14 protein-coding genes and 1 pseudogene are annotated in these 17,691 nt (G+C 62.2%); 4 read left to right on the top strand and 11 right to left on the bottom strand.

Translation table 11 applies throughout. From position 1 onward, the window contains the following. Positions 1-337: 337 nt before the first annotated feature. The 6 genes from ACFE7X_RS07265 to ACFE7X_RS07240 all read right to left on the bottom strand — a co-directional run bounded on the left by ACFE7X_RS07265 (position 338) and on the right by ACFE7X_RS07240 (position 9,670). Positions 338-2,470, bottom strand: a complete 2,133-nt coding sequence (locus tag ACFE7X_RS07265) for a heavy metal translocating P-type ATPase (RefSeq protein ID WP_375435006.1) — start codon at positions 2,468-2,470, stop codon at positions 338-340. A 45-nt stretch (positions 2,471-2,515) separates the two neighbouring features. Continuing rightward, positions 2,516-3,127 carry a hypothetical protein gene (locus ACFE7X_RS07260; protein WP_375435005.1) on the bottom strand — a complete coding sequence of 204 codons (612 nt, stop codon included), beginning with the start codon at positions 3,125-3,127 and terminating at the stop codon, positions 2,516-2,518. A gap of 9 nt (positions 3,128-3,136) precedes the next feature. Then, the gene (locus ACFE7X_RS07255; protein WP_375435004.1) at positions 3,137-3,469 is read right to left on the bottom strand and encodes a YnfA family protein; all 333 of its coding nucleotides are present in this window, start codon (positions 3,467-3,469) and stop codon (positions 3,137-3,139) included. A gap of 29 nt (positions 3,470-3,498) precedes the next feature. Then, on the bottom strand, positions 3,499-4,689 hold the full coding sequence (locus tag ACFE7X_RS07250) for an efflux RND transporter periplasmic adaptor subunit (protein WP_375435003.1): 1,191 nt from the start codon (positions 4,687-4,689) through the stop codon (positions 3,499-3,501). Positions 4,690-4,713: 24 nt separating this feature from the next. Continuing rightward, positions 4,714-9,150 (bottom strand): CusA/CzcA family heavy metal efflux RND transporter, encoded by a 4,437-nt coding sequence (locus tag ACFE7X_RS07245; RefSeq protein ID WP_375435002.1) that lies wholly within the window; start codon positions 9,148-9,150, stop codon positions 4,714-4,716. A 190-nt stretch (positions 9,151-9,340) separates the two neighbouring features. Next, positions 9,341-9,670 (bottom strand): DUF6660 family protein, encoded by a 330-nt coding sequence (locus tag ACFE7X_RS07240; protein ID WP_375435001.1) that lies wholly within the window; start codon positions 9,668-9,670, stop codon positions 9,341-9,343. Between the two features lie 692 nt (positions 9,671-10,362). Between ACFE7X_RS07240 and ACFE7X_RS07235 the strand changes: the two genes are divergently transcribed. After that, on the top strand, positions 10,363-10,773 hold the full coding sequence (locus ACFE7X_RS07235) for a hypothetical protein (protein WP_375435000.1): 411 nt from the start codon (positions 10,363-10,365) through the stop codon (positions 10,771-10,773). A gap of 154 nt (positions 10,774-10,927) precedes the next feature. On the opposite strand, the gene ACFE7X_RS07230 is transcribed toward ACFE7X_RS07235, so the two are convergent. Continuing rightward, positions 10,928-11,167, bottom strand: a complete 240-nt coding sequence (locus tag ACFE7X_RS07230) for a hypothetical protein (protein ID WP_375434999.1) — start codon at positions 11,165-11,167, stop codon at positions 10,928-10,930. An 81-nt stretch (positions 11,168-11,248) separates the two neighbouring features. Continuing rightward, the gene (locus tag ACFE7X_RS07225) at positions 11,249-12,418 is read right to left on the bottom strand and encodes a low temperature requirement protein A (RefSeq protein WP_375434998.1); all 1,170 of its coding nucleotides are present in this window, start codon (positions 12,416-12,418) and stop codon (positions 11,249-11,251) included. Between the two features lie 505 nt (positions 12,419-12,923). Between ACFE7X_RS07225 and ACFE7X_RS07220 the strand changes: the two genes are divergently transcribed. Beyond that, positions 12,924-13,346: a BLUF domain-containing protein gene (locus tag ACFE7X_RS07220; protein WP_375434997.1), complete on the top strand. Its 423-nt coding sequence runs from the start codon at positions 12,924-12,926 to the stop codon at positions 13,344-13,346. A gap of 115 nt (positions 13,347-13,461) precedes the next feature. Further along, positions 13,462-13,659 (top strand): hypothetical protein, encoded by a 198-nt coding sequence (locus ACFE7X_RS07215; protein ID WP_375434996.1) that lies wholly within the window; start codon positions 13,462-13,464, stop codon positions 13,657-13,659. Between the two features lie 84 nt (positions 13,660-13,743). Here the strand turns inward: ACFE7X_RS07215 and ACFE7X_RS07210 are convergent, their stop codons facing one another. The 3 genes and pseudogenes from ACFE7X_RS07210 to ACFE7X_RS07200 form a co-directional block, all read right to left on the bottom strand. Continuing rightward, positions 13,744-14,010: a hypothetical protein gene (locus ACFE7X_RS07210; protein ID WP_375435037.1), complete on the bottom strand. Its 267-nt coding sequence runs from the start codon at positions 14,008-14,010 to the stop codon at positions 13,744-13,746. Further along, positions 14,008-14,151 (bottom strand): annotated as a pseudogene (locus ACFE7X_RS07205) (DUF4982 domain-containing protein); the annotation flags it as partial. The pseudogene ACFE7X_RS07205 and the gene ACFE7X_RS07210, both read right to left, overlap by 3 nt. Positions 14,152-14,202: 51 nt before the next feature. Beyond that, positions 14,203-14,496: a hypothetical protein gene (locus ACFE7X_RS07200; RefSeq protein WP_375434995.1), complete on the bottom strand. Its 294-nt coding sequence runs from the start codon at positions 14,494-14,496 to the stop codon at positions 14,203-14,205. Positions 14,497-14,627: 131 nt separating this feature from the next. On the opposite strand from ACFE7X_RS07200, the gene ACFE7X_RS07195 reads away from it, so the two are divergent. After that, the gene (locus ACFE7X_RS07195) at positions 14,628-17,219 is read left to right on the top strand and encodes a malectin domain-containing carbohydrate-binding protein (protein ID WP_375434994.1); all 2,592 of its coding nucleotides are present in this window, start codon (positions 14,628-14,630) and stop codon (positions 17,217-17,219) included. Positions 17,220-17,691 lie beyond the last annotated feature (472 nt).

Raw genomic sequence — 17,691 nt, 5'->3', positions numbered from 1 at the left:
GGATAGAAACGAGCGGGATAGGTGGTCCGCTCGTTTCGTTTCCGATGCTACCTATTAGTTTACAAAAACGGTCGTAGCTGGTGCAGAACTCCATGTATAACGTAGAAACACTGTCGGTCCGCTAGGTAGCGCGCGTAAAAGCCGCGTTAGCTCGCCTTTCTCGCTTGGTTCAGGCTACTAAGCGGTCGATTATAAGTGGCGCGCAGAGTTCTGCAACAGCCAAGGTCCCAATCGTTAACGTGCTCTATTCTCCGTTTCTTGAGAGGGCCCCAATAACAGCCGCCTTGTAAGCGGGACTAAGTAGGCCAGTTACTCAGTATGCTTAAAACCACTATCCTTAAAACTTCATGCGTTGGATGCGTACTGCGTTCAGAATGGCCAGTAGCGCTACTCCTACATCGGCAAAAACCGCTTCCCACATCGTGGCCAGACCGCCGGCCCCCAAGGCTAAGACAATGGCTTTCACGCCGAAGGCCAGCCAGATGTTTTGCCAGACTACCGTGTGCGTAGCGCGGGCAATGCGGCGGGCGGTGGCAATCTTGCTGGGGTGGTCGGTTTGAATGACCACGTCGGCCGTTTCAATGGTGGCGTCCGAGCCCAGGCCGCCCATGGCAATGCCCACGTCGGCCAGCGCTACTACCGGGGCATCATTCACCCCATCGCCCACAAAAGCCAGCTTGCGTCCTTCCGTGAGGTATTGCTGCACGTAGCGGGCCTTGTCTTCCGGCAGCAGCCCGCCGTGGGCCTCGTCGATGCCGAGTTCCTGGGCCACGCGCTGCGTAATACTGTCCTTGTCGCCCGAGAGCATCACGAGCCTGGTAATGCCATCGGCTTTGAGTTCCTGCACGGCCCGGGCCGCGTCCTCCTTGGGAGCATCCGCCACCGTGAGGTAGCCCGCGTACTGGCCGTCTACAGCCGCGACCACAATGCTGTCAACCACCTGATCCACTTCCGCCGGATAGGCAACGTTAAACTTGGTGAGCAGCTTGGTATTGCCGGCCAGCACGTCTTTACCCGCTACGCGGCCACGCAGGCCGTGGCCGGCAATTTCTTCTACTCCTTCCACCAGCACGCCCGTTACGGCAGTCCCGACGTGCGTCACCACCGCTTTGGCAATGGGGTGGGTGGACTTGGTTTCCAACGCGCCCACCAGTTGCAGCAGCTGCGTCGGGTCAGTGCCCGGGGCCGGCTGTACCTGTTGGACGGCAAACACGCCTTGGGTGAGGGTGCCGGTTTTATCCATGACTACGGTGTCGATTTCCCGCAAGACATCCAGAAAGTTGGAACCCTTAAACAGAATGCCTGCTTTGGAAGCCGCGCCGATGCCCCCGAAGTAGCCCAGCGGAATGCTGATAACCAGCGCGCAGGGGCAGGAAATCACCAGAAAGACCAGGGCCCGGTAGAGCCAGGTGCGGAATACGTAGTCGTCGACAATAAAGTAAGGCACCACCACCAGCAGCACCGCCAGACCCACCACAATGGGCGTGTAAATCTTAGCGAAGCGCGTGATGAACTGCTGCGTCTTGGCCTTGCGGCCCACCGCGTCCTGCACCATGGCCAGAATCCTGGAAAGCTTGGTATCGGCAAAGGCGGCCGTGACCGTGACGCGGGCCAGCGTTTCCAGGTTGATCATGCCGGCCAGCACGGCCTCGCCCGGCTGCTTGGTCTGCGGGGCCGATTCGCCCGTGAGCGCGGCCGTGTTAAACGAAGCCGCCGCAGTTTGCAGCGTGCCGTCGAGAGCTACTTTCTCGCCGGGCCTGACCTCCATCACGTCCCCGATCTGTACCTGTTTGGGGTCGAGCACCAGGCTTTGCCCCGCCCGCACCACGGTGACTTCCGTGGCCTGAATCTCGAGCAGGGCCCGAATGCTGCGCTTGGCCCGGTTCACGGCCGCATCCTGGAACAGCTCGCCCACCGTGTAGAACAGCATCACGGCCACGCCTTCGGGGTACTCACCGATGGCAAACGCCCCGAGCGTGGCGATGCTCATGAGCAAAAACTCGTTGAAGATGTTGCCCGAGGGAATGCTCTGCACGGCCGAGCGGATTACCTTCCAGCCCACCAGCAGAAACGCCACGCCGTACCACACCGGGCGGACATTGCCGGTGAAGAAGCCGACCTTGTAGTAATCCAGGGCCAGGCCCACCAGCAGCAGCGCGAAGCTGACGCCGGGCCAGAGGTAGGGGGTATCGCCGGCCGGGCCGTGGTCGTCACCCGAGCCGTGGTCGTGGCCGGCATGCTCGTCCGTCGCCGCTTTGCCGCCCAGGTCCACGACCTTTTTGCCCGCGGGATGATTGTGGCCGGTATGGTCGTGTTCGGCGTGGTTGTGCCCAGGCACGTCGTGGCCCTCGGGCTCCGTGGCGGCCTCGGGGGTGAGCTGGTCGCGGCTGAGCGCGCCCACGTTTTCGAGCTTCACCTGCTTGGCGGTGTTGAGTTCTTCGTCGGTATTGGGGGAAATTGGGTCAGGCATGGAAATAAGAATTGCAGCGATGAAAGAGTGAGGCGGCTGGCTTGGTTACCAGTCCACGAAAAAGCCGGCCAGGCCCACCAGTACGAGGACGGCCCCGGTAAAGCGGCGCTCGTAATGGGCGAGGCCCGCGAGGTTGAGGCGCCGGATGCCCGTGTACGCCGCGGCTACCAGCGCGCTCATGGCCCCCACCGACACGACCAGGTAAGTGGCCATGGTAAGGGCCAGCGTCGCTGTGCCGTGGGTGCCGGCAGCTAAGAAGAAGGTTTGAATTTCCAGGCAGGGCGCCAGAAACATGGTGGCCGCCAGCCCCAGCACCACCCGGCCGCGCGGCCGCACGGCCACCAGCTCTGGGTCGGGGTGGGGCTGGCCGGCCCCGGAAAAGGCGTACAGCAGGCCAATGGCTACCAGCAGGGCCGGGGCGGCCACCCCCGCAAACTGCGAAAAGCGGGCCGACAGGCGCCAGCCCAGCAGGCCCAGCGCCAAGCCTAGCAGCACCGTGCTCAGCACGTGGGCCAGGCCCGCTACCATCGTCACCCCCACTGCCCGCCGCAGGGGCCAGCGCTCTGCCCGCGCCACGGCCAGCACTGGCGCCCAGTGGTTGGGAATGGCGGCGTGCAGCAGGCTAAGCAGGAAAACCCCGGTGAGCAACTGGAGCATAGGCAGAAATTAAGAGCGAGGCCAGAACAGCACCACGGCGATGCCCAGCAGGATCAGGGCCCCGCCGAGGACATCGAACCGATCGGGCTTAAAGCCGTCGAAGTAGGCTGCCCAAGCAATGGACATGACGATGAATACGGCCCCGTACACGGCGTAGGTCTTGCCAAACGAGGTCGGCTGCCAGGTGGCCACCCAGCCATAGACCATGAGCAGCAGCGCCCCCGCCAGGCCGGTCCAGGCCGGGCGGTCGGCCTTGAGCCACTGCCACATCAGGTAGCCGCCCCCGATTTCGCAGAGCCCCGCTAGGAAAAACACGGCCAGAGGTTTAAGAATGGATAGCATAGCATTACGGTACAGTAGGCCAGAGAGGACTATTCCTCTTCCTCGGCGTTCTTCATCTTCGCCAGCAGCGAGTACGCGCCTTCGGTTACGAAGGTGGTGGTGGCCGGCAGGTCGGTGGGCAGCGTTACTTCCGTGAAGCCGTCCTCACTGCGGCCGGTGGGCAGGGCCACCATGCGGTAGCGGCCCGCCGCTTCGGCCACGAAGCCGTAGCTCCGGCCCTCGAAGCGCACCAGCGCCGCGTTGGGCAGGGCCGGCACATCGGCGCGGCCGGTTTCGATGGTGGCCCGCACGTACAGGCCCGGCAGCAGGGCCCGGTCATTCTCTTTATCCAGATGGCCGTGCACGCGCACGGTGCGGTCTTCACCGATGGCCTGGGCAATGAGGTACACCCGGGCCGTGCGCTCCTGGCTGCCCTTGGCCGAGTCGCTGGGCAGGGTGAAGCGGATGAGCTGGCCTTTCTGCAGCTTGGTGACGTCCTTTTCAAACACGGTCAGCTCGACGTGCAGGTGCTCGGGGTCCACGATTTCAAACAGGGTTTCGGTCGCTGTCACGCTCTGACCCACGGTCACGTTCACCGTTTTTACGAAGCCCGCCCGCGGGGCGCGCAGCGTGGCCGTGCTCACGAGGCGGCCGCCCACGGGCAGGCCCGCCAGCCGCAGCCGGGCGGCCTGGGCGTTGGTCTGCACCCGCAGGGCGTTGTAGTCGGCCAGGGCCCGCTGGTAGTTTTTCTGGGGCGCTACTTCCTGCTCGTAGAGCTCTTTCTGGCGGGCCAGCTCGGCGCGGGCGTATTCCAGGCGGCTGCCCGTTTCGAGGTAGTCCTGCTGGAGCTGCACAAATTCGGGGTTGCGAATAACGGCCAGCGTCTGGCCCTTGTTCACCCGGGTGCCCTGCAGCAGCGTGGTGTTTTCCACGAAGCCGCCCAGCGGGGCGGTGATGGCCACCGAGCTTTCCGGGGGCACGTCCAGGGTGCCCGTCACGGCCAGGCCCGTGCCCATGGGGCGCGTGGTGAGCGGGCCGGTTTTCAGGCCGCCGGCCTGCTGTTCGGCGGGCGAGAGGGTCACGATTTCGGGGTCAGCTTCAGCTTCGGCGCCCTCACCGGCTTCGCCCGGAGCTTCGCTGGCCGTTCCTTCCAGCTCGGCAGGAGCGGCTTCCTTGGTTTTAGAGTCACAACCGGCCAGGTTTACACCTAGCAGCAGAAGAAAAAAGAGTTGCTTGCGCATAGGATACGTCAGAAAAAGAAGGAGCTACTGCGCGGCCGTGCCGAGCAGGTAGTCGAGTTCGATGATGGTTTGATTATGGGCCAGCAAGGCGTCGAGGTGGGCGGTGCGCAGCTGCAGGGCCCGGTCCAGGTTGAGCAGGTACTCGGAGTAGCCCATCTCGCCGGCCTGGAAGGCGCGGGTGCTCAGGCGCACGATGACGGCCGCCTGGGGCAGGCCGGTCTGCTCGTAGAACTGCACCCGCTCGACCAGCTCCTGGCGGCGGGCCTGCAACTCGTCCACGCGAGCGGCTAATTCGGCCTGGTAGCGCTGTGCCTGGGTCCGGGCTACCTTTTCCTGCAAGCGGGCAGCCTGCACCCGGGCTTTTTGCGGCCCGCGCAGCAGCGGCAGAGCCACGCCGGCTGTCACGCCCTGGAACCGGTCGCTGCCGCCGTAGTAGCGCTCCGGACCGCCTAAGCCGCCCACGGTCTGGGGGCCAATCAGGCTTTGGTTGAAGTAGCCCAGCGTGAAATTGGGCAGACCCTGGGCCTGCTCGGCGCGGGTCGTGGCCTGCCGCTCCCGCACCTGCTGCTGCAAGACCCGCGCCTGGGCGTTCTGGGCCAGCAGGGAGGTATCCGCACTGGCCACCGGGGCAGTGGCAGTTGTAAGGGGCCGCAGCACACTGTCGGCCAGGGCAATAGCAGTCGGCTGCTGCAACAGGGCCTGCAGCTGGCGCTGGGCCACGGCGTAGTCGGTGCGGGCCTGTCGCAGCAGAGTCTGGGTTTCACCCTGCTGCACCAGGGCGGTGGCGGGTTCCAGACGAGCGACCTCGCCGGTTTTAAAGCGTAGGTTAGCCGCCCGCAGAAACTCCGAGTAAATGCTGTCCTGCCCGCGCAGCACCCGCAAACGGTGCCGGGCATGCACGGCCTGCTCGTAGCTCAGGCGCACCTGCCGCCGCAAGTCCGCTTGCACCTGACCTAGCTCCAGCTCGCGGGTGGCTACCTGGGCGTCGGCTAGGCGGGCCTGGCTGCGGTACACACCAGGCAAACTCAGGGGCTGGGTAATGCTGATTTGGTTGTCTTTGCGATAGGAATTGTACTGCCCGTAGGTGCCCTGGATGGTGGTGCGCCCGAGCACATCGACAGCTCCACGGCGTACGGCCTGCTGGGTTTCGAGCGCCCCGCGGGCGGTCGTCACCGTGCCGTTGGTTTGCAGGGCTTGCGTGACGGCCTGCGTGGCCGAAAGCGGCGCTTGCTGGGCGTGGCTGGCCATAGGTAATAAGCCAAGCAGCAGAAACAGACTGCCCAGCGTTTTGTGCAGAGCGCGGGAACTGCTTTCGTTGGGTGCCACATCGGAGGCCTCTGGAGTTGGGGCATTGCGTTCCGCCAGGGCGTAGAGCACGGGCAGCACCAGCAGCGTGAGCAGCGTGGCCGTGAGCAGGCCGCCGATGACCACGGTGGCCAAGGGACGTTGCACTTCCGAGCCGGCCGAGGTGCTCAGGGCCATGGGCAAAAAGCCCAGCGAGGCCACGGTGGCGGTCATGAGCACCGGCCGCAGGCGCACTTCGGCCCCGCGCCGGATACGTTCCACCAAGTCGGTGATGCCTTCGGCTTTGAGCTGATTAAAGTAGCCGATGAGCACGATGCCGTTGAGCACCGCTACCCCAAACAGGGCAATGAAGCCCACGCCGGCCGAGATGCTGAACGGCATGCCGCGCAGCCACAGGGCCAGCACCCCGCCGATGGCCGAGAGCGGAATGGCCGTGAAAATGAGCACCGACTGCTTGAGCGAGCGGAAGGTGAAAAACAGCAGCACGAAAATCAGCCCCAGCGCCACCGGCACGGCCACCAGCAGGCGGTCGGTAGCTTGGCGCAGGTTCTCAAACTGCCCGCCGTAGGTGGCGTAGTAGCCGGGGGCCAGGTTCAAGTCCCGGTCCACGCGGGTTTGCAGGTCCTGCACCACGCTTTCCACGTCGCGGCCCCGCACGTTAAACGCCATCGAGATGCGGCGCTTGGCGGCGTCGCGCTGAATCTGGTTGGGGCTGTCCACCAGCTCCACCGTAGCTACCTGTTCCAACGGCACCTGGACACCGCCGGGCGTGGCAATGAAGAGCTGCTTGACCGAGTTGATGTCCTGACGCAGGTCGGCGCGCAGGCGCAGCACCACGTCGAAGCGGCGCTCCTGCTCGAACACCTGCCCGGCGGTCTGGCCAGCGAAGGCCGTTTGCACGGTGTGGTTCACGTCCTCCACGTTGAGCCCGAACTGGGCCAGGCGGTTGCGGTCCAGCGTCACTACAATCTGGGGCAGGCCGGTCACCTCTTCGGCGTAAATGTCCACCGCGCCGGGTACTTTCCGCGCCAGGGCCGCCGCCTGGCGGGCGTAGCGGCTGAGCTGCTCCAAGTCCTCGCCAAATATCTTCATGACCACGTCCTGCTTGGCCCCGGTGCTGAGCTCGTTGAAGCGCATCTGAATGGGCTGCTGGAAGCTGAAAGTCACGCCGGGGATGACGCTCACGGCTTCCGTCATCTTCTCGGCCAGCTCTTCCTGCGTTTTGGCCGACGTCCATTTGTCCTGGTCTTTTTCCAGCACCACCATCAAATCAGCCGCTTCTACCGGCATGGGGTCCGTGGGGATTTCCGCCGAGCCGACTTTGGCCACCACCTCCTTGACCTCCGGGAATTGCTTCAACAGAATCCGCTCGGCCTGCTGGGTTTTGTCGGCCGTGTAGCCCAGCGAGCTGCCTACCAGCGTGCGCATTTCCACGGCGAAGTCCCCTTCGGAAAGGGTTGGGATAAACTCGCCGCCCAGGGTGCGGAACAGCAGCACCGTCCCCACGAGCAGGGTCACGGCCGTGCCCAGTACCAGCACCTTCGCCCGCAACGCCCACAGCAATACGGGCTCGTAGAGGCGGGTGAAAAAGGCCATCATGCGGTCCGAGAAGTTTTCCTTCGGCTGGGTGTTGCGGCTCAGCGCCAGCGCTGACATCATGGGCACGTAGGTCAAACTCAGGATAAAAGCGCCCAGAATGGCGAAGGCCACGGTCTGGGCCATGGGCCGGAACATCTTGCCCTCCGTGCCCACCAAAGCCAGCAGGGGTAGGTACACGATGAGGATGATGATTTCCCCGAACGCGGCCGACGAGCGAATCTTCGAGGCTGCCTGGTAGGTTTCCTCGTTCATCTGCTCCTGGTTGAGCCGGGCGGTGGCCGCCAGCGTGCCGCCATGCAGGCGGTGCACGATGGCTTCGACGATAATCACGGCCCCGTCCACGACCAAGCCGAAGTCGATCGCGCCCAGCGAGAGCAGGTTGCCCGACACGCCGAACACGCGCATCAAACTAATGGCAAACAGCATGGCCAGCGGAATCACCGAGGCCACCACCAGGCCGGCGCGCCAGTTGCCCAGAAACAAGACCAGCACCAGAATGACAATCAGCGCGCCCTCGGCCAGGTTCTTGGTCACGGTGCCGATGGCCCGGCCCACCAACTCCGAGCGGTCCAGGTACACATCGACGATGACGCCCTTAGGCAGGGATTTTTGCACGGTGGCCATGCGCGTTTTCACAGCCTGGATTACCTCATTGGCGTTGGCACCCTTAAGCATGAGCACCACCCCGCCGGTGACTTCGCCCTGCCCGTTGCGGGTCATAGCCCCGTAGCGTACGGCCGACCCGAACTGGACCTGGGCCACGTCGCGCACCAGCACGGGCAGGCCACTGTCGGTTTTGCGCACCACAATATTGCCCAAATCGGCCGGCGTGGCGGCCAGGCCATCGGTGCGAATAAAGTAGGATTGCGGATTCACATCGAGGTAAGCGCCGCCCGTGTTCTGGTTGTTGCGCGACACGGCCTGGTACACCTCATCCACGCTCACGCCCAAGGAGCGCAGCCGGGAGGGGTCCAGGGCAATTTCGTACTGCTTGAGCAAGCCGCCAAAGGACGATACATCGGCCACGCCGGGCGTGCCCAGCAGCTGCCGGCGCACAATCCAGTCCTGCATGGTGCGCAGCTCGCGGGCATCGTACTTCTTCTCGTAACCGGGCGCGGGACGCAGCACATACTGATAAATCTCGCCCAGGCCGGTGCTGACCGGAGCCAGCGTGGGCCGCCCCACGCCCGGGGGAATCTGTTCCTGCGCTTCCTGCAGGCGCTCGGCAATCTGCTGGCGACCCCAGTAAATATCGATGTTGTCTTTAAAAACGATGGTGACCACCGAGAGGCCGAAGCGGGAAAAGGAGCGCACCTCTTCCAGGTCGGGGATAGTGGCCACGCTCTGCTCGACGGGAAAGGAGACGAGGCGCTCGATGTCGCTGGCGGCCAGCGAAGGTGCTACCGTGTACACCACCACCTGGTTGGTGGTGATGTCGGGCACGGCGTCGATGGGTAAGTGCTGGAGGGAGTAGCTGCCCCAGGCCACCAGGGCCAAAGTCAGCAGCCCGATGATGAGCTTGTTATGAATGGAAAAATAGATCAGCCGGTCGAACATCCGCTGGTTGGGGTTAGGTCTAACACTTCCGAGAAAACCCTGCTGCCGGGCGGTTCCGGCCAGGAATAGCGGAAACAGCGCGACTACGATGCACCCGAGTGCCCGCGCCACGCGTGGGCATGCCCGACGAGGCCGCTTATACAGGAGCAGGCCCCCGGAGGGGGTGGTCAGCAGGAAAACGAGGGAAAAGTTAGGCCCGCGGCGGTTGCCAGATGGCCCCCGGAACACGGGTTGGCGCCGCCACTACGAGCTGGCGGTGCTGGAGAGCAGAGCCCCATACCTGGGGCGGGGTTTGGGCGAGCGCCGGCAGCGGGGCCAGTGGTACAACGGCCCCACCGCAGCAGTGGCACTGGCAGAAAGGGGAACACCAGTCACTCAAGCCATCAGCCCCACAATCCGAGTGGGAAGAGGCCGCCACCTTCGTTTGCGTCTGGTCCTGACATACGGGGGCCTCGTCGGCGCAGGTCAGGCACGAGAGGCAGGCGAAGTACAAGGCAAAAAACAGAGCAGACAAACGCATCACGAGCAAAGGTAACGACAACAAAGAATTAGCAGCTACCGTTTTTTACCAGCTTCATTCAGCAAAGGTTCCTTTCCTGCCCTTACGCCCACACGATGAACCTTGATAAGCTAAAAGAGAATAGAAAACTGGCTGTAAGGAGGTTGGTTTCACCACTTCTCTGGTAGAACTCACCTCTCATCAGGTTTGCGGCGGCGTTCTGCAACAGTCCCCTAACTTCCAGAGTCGAGTGGCTGAACTAGCAGTTAGGTGTTTTGCCGTTAAAAAATCAGGCTTACAAAGTAGGGTTAGAAACCAGCGAGCTTTTTCCTTGGGGGCCTTGACTGGCTGAGGTAGCGCAGGCAACTCTTTTGACAGAACGTGCGAAAACAGGTTATGATAAAGGGCCCTTATCACAACTATACGCAGTTGCTTCGGACAACTTACAGCACTGGCCTATAAGGTATTTCGATCCCAAAACCCTAGGAGTGAGCGGCAGCCGTCGCAGAAATAGGGTTGACCAACGCTCGGTAAACTCGGGGGCTTAGTGCTGGTGGCGCACCCCTACCTGGTCTGCAGCACCCGCCCCAAAACCCTTTTTGTCCGATCGACTCTAAGCCCCTTTTTGACGGTTCGGCGCGCGTCGAAGCGTGGGGCTAAGTTGTCCCGGCTACGGGGAGCGGCAGACGGGCAGAGAATCGTATCTTCCGCTCGTGCAACTGGTCTACACTTCTGCCTCTTTGCTGCTCCACCTGTGTCCCGCCCAAGGCCTGCTGCGCCTGGGCTGGCAGGCAGGGGTCAGCAGTGCGGGCTTTTTGCAAGGACTGACGGCGGCCGTGACCCTCACCCACGCGCAGGGAGTGCGTCACTGGCTCACCCTCAACCACCACGTCTACCCCCTCGCGCCCGCCGAGCAGCTCTGCCTGCAGGAGCACGCCCTGCTGCCGCTGCACCAAAGCACGTTGCAACGGGTCGCCATTGTCTTGCCGCCGCGCGCGTTCGGCGGACCCGGGTACGATTCGCTGATTGCCGATAGCCGGGCCTTGGTTTCCTACCAGTTGGAATACTTTCCAGGCATCGTCCCGGCTCGGCAGTGGCTGCAGGGCGGGGGCGACGGGGTATAGGGAACAAGAGCTGTAGAAAGGCTATAAACTACTGGTAGCTACTCCCTAACCGCAACACGTAGCTCAGTGCCGTGGCTGGCAAACTGGCCTTCTTATAGCAGCGGAGGGATAAAACTACTCTAAGCTCTTTGGGCAGTCATACTATTGGCCTTGGTTAAAAGTTTGGTCCAATAGTCGCATTTGAATTTGCGGCGGGGTTGCTTTCCGCCGCTTCCCATTCGACGGTGAGCAACGCCTCCAAATCAAACTGTAGCGCACCGATCAAGGCCTCGTCCGAGAAATCAAATTCTCCTTGTAGGTTGATGTGCTTTTTCCAGGCCTTACCGTGCTGAATGCTCCGTATTTTCAGAGGGCCCAAGAGGGTATCATCGTACCGAAAATGCGTCTGCTGCAAACGTTACTGAATGCTAGGCTCACTTTTTTTGCTTCTGGAGAGAAGCCCGCTCGGGTTGTTTGGTTTAACACGAGTGCCTGCTTAGTTGCCTTGGGACTCCTCGGCTTCCGATGGGCTGTCCTTTTCGGATGCGACCAGGACCGGGTAAGTGAAGTAAACGTAGCCCAACGCGGCCATGTTGGTCACCACCAGACTAAGCCAGCTGGCCATCGGGACTAGGATTATTCCCCAACCTGCGGCTACCACCAGGGCCGTATTCCGGCGATACCGCCGCTGGCACTCTGGCGGGAGTTGCGGGTAGCCCAGCCAGAGCAAGGACACCGTATACAGGGTCAGCCCCAGGGGTAAGAGCCAGACGGTGGGGTTGCCGTGGAGCACATCGAAGACGCCCAGGGCCACGGTGCCGCTGCCCAGGTAGACAGGCAAATGCCCCAGCGCATAGCGCAACCCACTCTGGTGCTCTTTCCGCACGAGCAGCTTGGTATGGTGCTGGTAGTACCACCACCACAAGCCCACGCCCAGCACGAAGCCACTGGCTGACGTGATTAAGGCGGGTCCCTGCCATAAGAGGTCGCCCAAGTCGCGGGGCAGCACCTCGATATTTTGGCTGACCACAATCATGGTGAACTCCCGAAGTCGGCTGGTGAAGTGCTCTTGCGTGGCGGGAAACTGCTTAGCCAGCCGCTGGTTGAGGCGCGGCGTAATCAAGTCAATCAGCAGTCCCCCTAGCTTCCACCACAGGCCATAGGTGGGCCACAAGCCGCCGATCACCCAACCCAGCCAGCCCAGCGAGTAGCCTGTCAGTAAACCGCGCGCCAGGGGCCGGGCTTTTTCATCGGTCCAGTAGGTATACGCATAGAGCCCGAGCAGCAGCCCCCGGGCTGCCACGTAACACCAGGTGAAGCCCGCGACTTTCCCCTCCAGCGTCTGGGGGGCCGTCACGGCCAGCAACACCAGCAGCACCATACTCAGCAGCAGGCCGCCTTGCTGCCAGCGGGAATTGCGGTCAAACCGGTCGAAGTACATCGAGAAGCCATTCCACAACCACCACGACGGTACAAAGACGGCGCAATACTGTCCGTAGTTGGCCAAGGTGACAGTCTTGGTGAACATGGTGGTGAGCTGCCCGATGAGCACGCCGGCCACCAGGTCGTAGAAGGGCTCCAGCCAGCGGTCCACTGGGGTCTGGCCCCGCTCGTCGTCGGGGGCTTCCGCCGTGGGCTTGAGTTCGTGGGCATTGGGATCAGCCATGGGTAAGGGGGTGCGGGTTTGAGGAGCTTAGGCGGATCCATCCCTCGAATTGCGGCTGGGAAAACGGTACGAGGGCGACGAGATGCTGGTACTGACAAGCCTTATAACAATACAAAGCAGCAGTCGGCCTCGCCTTTTTCTCGACTGGTCCGCCTACCGCCCGCCAAGCGTACTGAGGCAAGAAGTGGTGTTGCAAGGAGGCAGGAGCTATCAGGGGTAGTTAGATGGCCAGCGCTACGGGGCGTTTTACAAGGCGACGTTTAGAAAAAGCCGATGTTGTTAGAATAGAGCATAGCGGCCCATCTGTTGCGTACCACTAGTAGAATAGACGGCAGGGTATATGCTTTTTGTCCTATTCACTCCCAGTGTAGTTAACTAGGTAAAGTATAGGTGTTGGCTTGATCCTTGTACACGAATTTCCGAACTATCTTCTCGCTCTTTATGTAGGCAAGCTCTATCTACTCGAGGGTTTGACAGCCACTCTAATTTGTTTCCTATTCTGCTTATGCACCATATTCTTTACTTAAGCCAAGTTAGCGCCTCCCTCAGCGAAGACGAATTACAAAGGTTACTGCAGAAATCCCGGGCCAATAACCAGAGGCGTAACATCACGGGCATCCTGCTCTATTGTGCCCCGCAGTTTATGCAGCTCCTTGAGGGCGAAGAAGCCGACGTGGCGCGGCTCTACTCGAAACTAGCGCAAGACTCCCGCCATACGGGCCTGATCAAGCTGGCGGATAAACCCGTCACGTACCGCAGCTTTGCGGAGTGGAGCATGGCCTTCGAAACGGTTTCCGAGGAGAAATTCACGTATTTAAGCGGCTACCTGCCCGTGGCCCAAGTTGACTTCACGACGGCCTCCTTCAGCGTGAGCGATAGCGCCCTGTTGCAAATGGCTAAAGCCTTTGTCTGCGCCCCCGCCGGGTAACCCAACCCGGAGTTCTTCGGGCCAAAGGGCGGCTTCACCAGCTACGAAAGCATCGTTCTGCTCGTAGGGGATTTACCAAGTAACTCGGCGCCGGCAATTGCTTTCTTCGCTTCTTATGAGCCCAGGTTACCGCCCGCCGTCCACGCAGTGGTACAATCAGCCAGCCCTCGTGCTGCTGCTGTGCGTGCTTGTGTTGCCCCTCGGCCTCTACGGGCTGTGGAAGTCGACGACTATTCCGCCCCCAATTAAGGTCATCGTTCTCGGCAGCGTAACGTATCTGCTCTATCACCTGGTGGCAAGGGGCTCGCGGTAGACTCTTCCCTTTCCTTGGTATGCGTACCGAACGGCTCCCCGCTGCGGGCTAGGGGTATCGGACCAGCGAATACGACCTCGACAACTAGTGGGTGTACACCCACTGGTGAGGCCCGCAAACACATATTGGCATCCTGGCCGGGATCAACGAGTATTTACCCCCGCTCTGGGATATAGCAACCTGTCGGTTCGAGTCATACACCACGTTCCCCTGTTGGTATACCAGTTCGATGAAGACAAAAGACAGGTTCTGACCATCCGCAGTAAGCTTGGTATGGTCGGCAGTGAGGCGCAGCGCGACGGGTGGACCGCTCGTTTTTAAAACGGCCGAGGCTCCTTCCTTGCCTTCCATTGCTTCCACCGCTTTCAGCTTCCCGGCCTGGTAGGGAACCACAAATGAGGCCGTATACACTTCACCCGTTTCCTTTTCGGCGATAAGCTGGTTGTTCAGGTACAGCCTTACCTTAGGCGACCGGCTGTACACATTCACTTTTAGGTCTTTCCCTTACTGCCCAGGGAACGTCCAAGACAGCAGCTCTTCCGGCTAGCCCCAGAAGCTGACCTGGCGGATTTTGCCCACCGCCACGGGCTTCTCTACCGCCATACTGATTTTACGGGTTCGCCAGATCACATCCTGATAATAGAACTGCGGTTTCTTGGTGCCTAAAAGGTCCAAGTCGCCACACCACCCGTTGAACCAGGGCCAGCCCATAAACTGGTGGCCATTTTCTTGTGGGTTTACCTCGATGGAGTTGCCAATGCCCGACTTCCCCAGATAGTCTAGGGCCGTCCAGACAAAATGACGTACTCCTTGTTTTTGTTGCTTGGTTCGGCGCATATTCAAGGGCGAATCGGGCTGCTCGCGGCGCCCGCCCCCAGCAGAAGTCAGGGGGGCGGCAAGGGCGGATCGCCTGCTCCCAGCGCTTGCTTTCCTTGTTGATTTTTCCTGTTCTCTACTACTTCTTGGCTATGAAACAACTCTTTACCCCGCTGCTGCTGTTGGCCGCCAATTGGCTGCTGGGCGCGCCCGCCACGCAGGCCCAAGTGGCCCCCGGCAATGGCCCCACCGAAACCGTCACCCAAGTCGAGGTCGGGGTGTTCCGCGTTGCCCTGGATCCGCTCTTTGTGGTACGGGAACGGGTGGTCGACGCGGCCGGCAACACCTATGTCACGGGCACGACCACCAGTTTTGCGGGGACCGGCTCGGATGTGCTGACGGCCAAGTACGCGCCGAGCGGACAGTTGCTCTGGCAACACCGCTTCGACTCCTTCCCGACCCTGCGCAGCGCCGACGAGGCCCGCGCCCTGGCCGTGGACGCGGCCGGTAACGTGCTCGTGACGGGTTCGACGAGCATCCTTCTTTTCGGTTCTAATCAAGTCATCCAGAACTTTCTTACCATTGCCTACTCCCCCGGGGGCGACGTGCGCTGGTCGGCGCAGTATACGCAGGGCGACAATCTAGAACGCGCTGCCGACGTGGCCGTGGACGCGGCGGGCAACGTGTACGTGACGGGCACGTCCACGACGACCTCTGCGGCGAACAATTATGAAGCCGTGACGGTGAAGTATTCGCCCGCGGGGCAGCAACTCTGGGCCACCGCCCGCACCAACACCGCGCCGTTGTTGGAGGAGGCGCGGCAGGTGGTCGTCGCGGCCAACGGGGAGGTGGTGGCCCGGGGGGAGCGCCTCATCAAAAAGTACGCAGGGGCCACGGGGCAGCTGCTGTGGGTCGGCCGCAGTGCCGAGCCCATCCAAAGCCTGGCCGTGGACCCGACGGGCCAGGTGCTGACGACGAGCAACGCGGCCAGCAACTACGTAACAACTAAATACGCGAGTACTACCGGTCAGCGGCTCTGGGAAGCGCGCTATGATGGGGGCAGCAACGACGAAGTAACCGCCCTCGCGGTCGATGCCGGGGGCAACGTGCTGGTGACGGGCACGTCCGCGCAGACCAGCACGGGGCAAGATTACGCGACGGTCAAGTATGCGCCCGGCGGCCAGCAACTCTGGGTGGTGCGCTATAACAGCCCCACCAACGGCGCGGATGCGGCCACGGCGCTCGTCCTTGATGGCGCCGGCAACGTGTACGTGACCGGCCGCTCCCGGGGCAGCGCGGGGGACAACGACTTCCAGACCCTTAAGTACACGCCCACCGGCCAGCAAGTGTGGGAAATACGCTACAACGGGGCCAACAACAGCGATGATATCGCCACCACGATTACCTTGGGCAGCGGCAGTCAGGTGTACGTGACGGGCAGCAGTGGGGCCGATATCGCGGTGGTCAAGTACGCGCAGGCCAGCACAGGCCCGGCTCTCTACCGCATTCATGCCGGGGGCGAGCAAGTCAGCACCGCGCTGGGGACCTTTGCCGCCGATCAGTACGCCTTAGGGGGAACCACGTATGCCACCGACCAGCCCATTGCCGGCACACCGGATGACGCCCTCTACCAGAGTGAGCGCTACGGCCCTGCCTTCTCGTATGCCTTCCCCGTCAGCCGGGGGCAGCAGTACCAGGTGGTGCTCCACTTTGCCGAAGTCTACGCCACGCAGGTCGGCCAGCGCGTCTTCGATGTGGCCCTGGAAGGCAACACGGTGCTCGACAACTACGACCTCTACCGCAAAGTGGGGGCCTACACGGCCACCACCGAGCGCTTCACGGTGACTGCGGCCGACGACGAGCTCAACCTCAACTTTAGCTCGCTGGCCAGCGCAGGGGGGGTGGACAACGCCAAGATCTCGGCCCTCGAGATCTATCGCTTGAACATACCCCCCACCCCGACGGCCGTGCTGCGCCTCAAGGCCGGCAGCGGGCAGCTTAACACGAGCTTCGGGTCCTTCGCCGCCGATCAGTACGCGACGGGCGGCGCGGTCTATGCCACCACGGCGCCTATTGCCGGCACCGAAGACGATGCCCTCTATCAGACGGAACGCTACGGCAGCTTCACCTACACTCTGCCCGTGCCCAACGGCACCTACACCGTCACGCTCCACTTTGCCGAACTCTACTGGAACCGCGCCGGCCAGCGCGTGTTCAATGTGGCCGCCGAAGGCACGACCGTGCTTAACGCCTACGACATTGTGCAGAAGGTCGGGCCGCTAACGGCCACCACCGAAACCTTCCCCGTCACGGTCACCGACGGCGTGCTCTCGCTGGCCTTTGCCCCCGGCGCGGGTGGAGTGGATCAACCCAAGGTGTCGGCCATCGAAGTGCTGCGTGACAACTCCGCTCTACCGGTCCCCGCGGCGCGCCCCGCCGCCTCTCCCCTGGCGACCCCTACGGCAGCCAAGCTGCCCGTCTATAGCGCCCAGGTCAAACTCTACCCCAACCCGTCCGCTGACGGCCGCGTCACGGTCGATTTACCGGCTGCCTTCCAGGGCGAGGTCACCTATAGCTTGGTCTCGTCGCTGGGCACGACCGTGAGCCAGGGCCAGCGCACCGTTTCGGCCGCGGGGCAAGCCTTGACCTTCGACTTCTCGCACCAGTTAGCTACGGAAGGGCTCTACTACCTGCACCTGCGCGGAGCCAAGGGCCAGGCGCACGTCAAGCTGCTGCGTCAATAAACAGCCAAGCGCTCCCCCTATGCGCTGGCGCTCCGTACTAAGCGTCCCGCGGGGATAGAAGAACCTCCTTGAGGGGAGCGGCAGCCGGGGCAAACCGCCGGCCAGCAACGAGGTGCCGTGCGTAGCGCGGGGCAGTGGCGGAAAAGCCAAAAGGGTCTGTCGCCTTGGGCGGCAGCCCCTTTTTAGGCCCTGATCTGCTACCCGGACCACGAGGTACTGTCCTGCTGGAATAGCGCGCGGGGAAACGCCTATTCTCCCCTTGAGTACCTTCCAGTGGAACATTTACAAAAGGTTCAAGCCCATAGAGCAACTGAAAAGCTACGCCGTATCTACGTGCAGCAGTTTTTCCTTATCCGACAGCGATACGCCGACTCATAGCTTCTTATTCGCCCCAGTTTGGCCCTTGGCCTCCCTGCTGCTAACCGGCTCTACTGCGACCTTATCTCAGCGACGGGGGCTTTTTACCGCCCTG

The organism is uncultured Hymenobacter sp. (assembly GCF_964242765.1).
In the GTDB taxonomy this organism is placed as follows: Bacteria; Bacteroidota; Bacteroidia; order Cytophagales; family Hymenobacteraceae; genus Hymenobacter.
The sequence above is the reverse complement of the archived record's forward strand: the minus strand, read 5'-3'. Positions and strand labels throughout refer to the sequence as shown.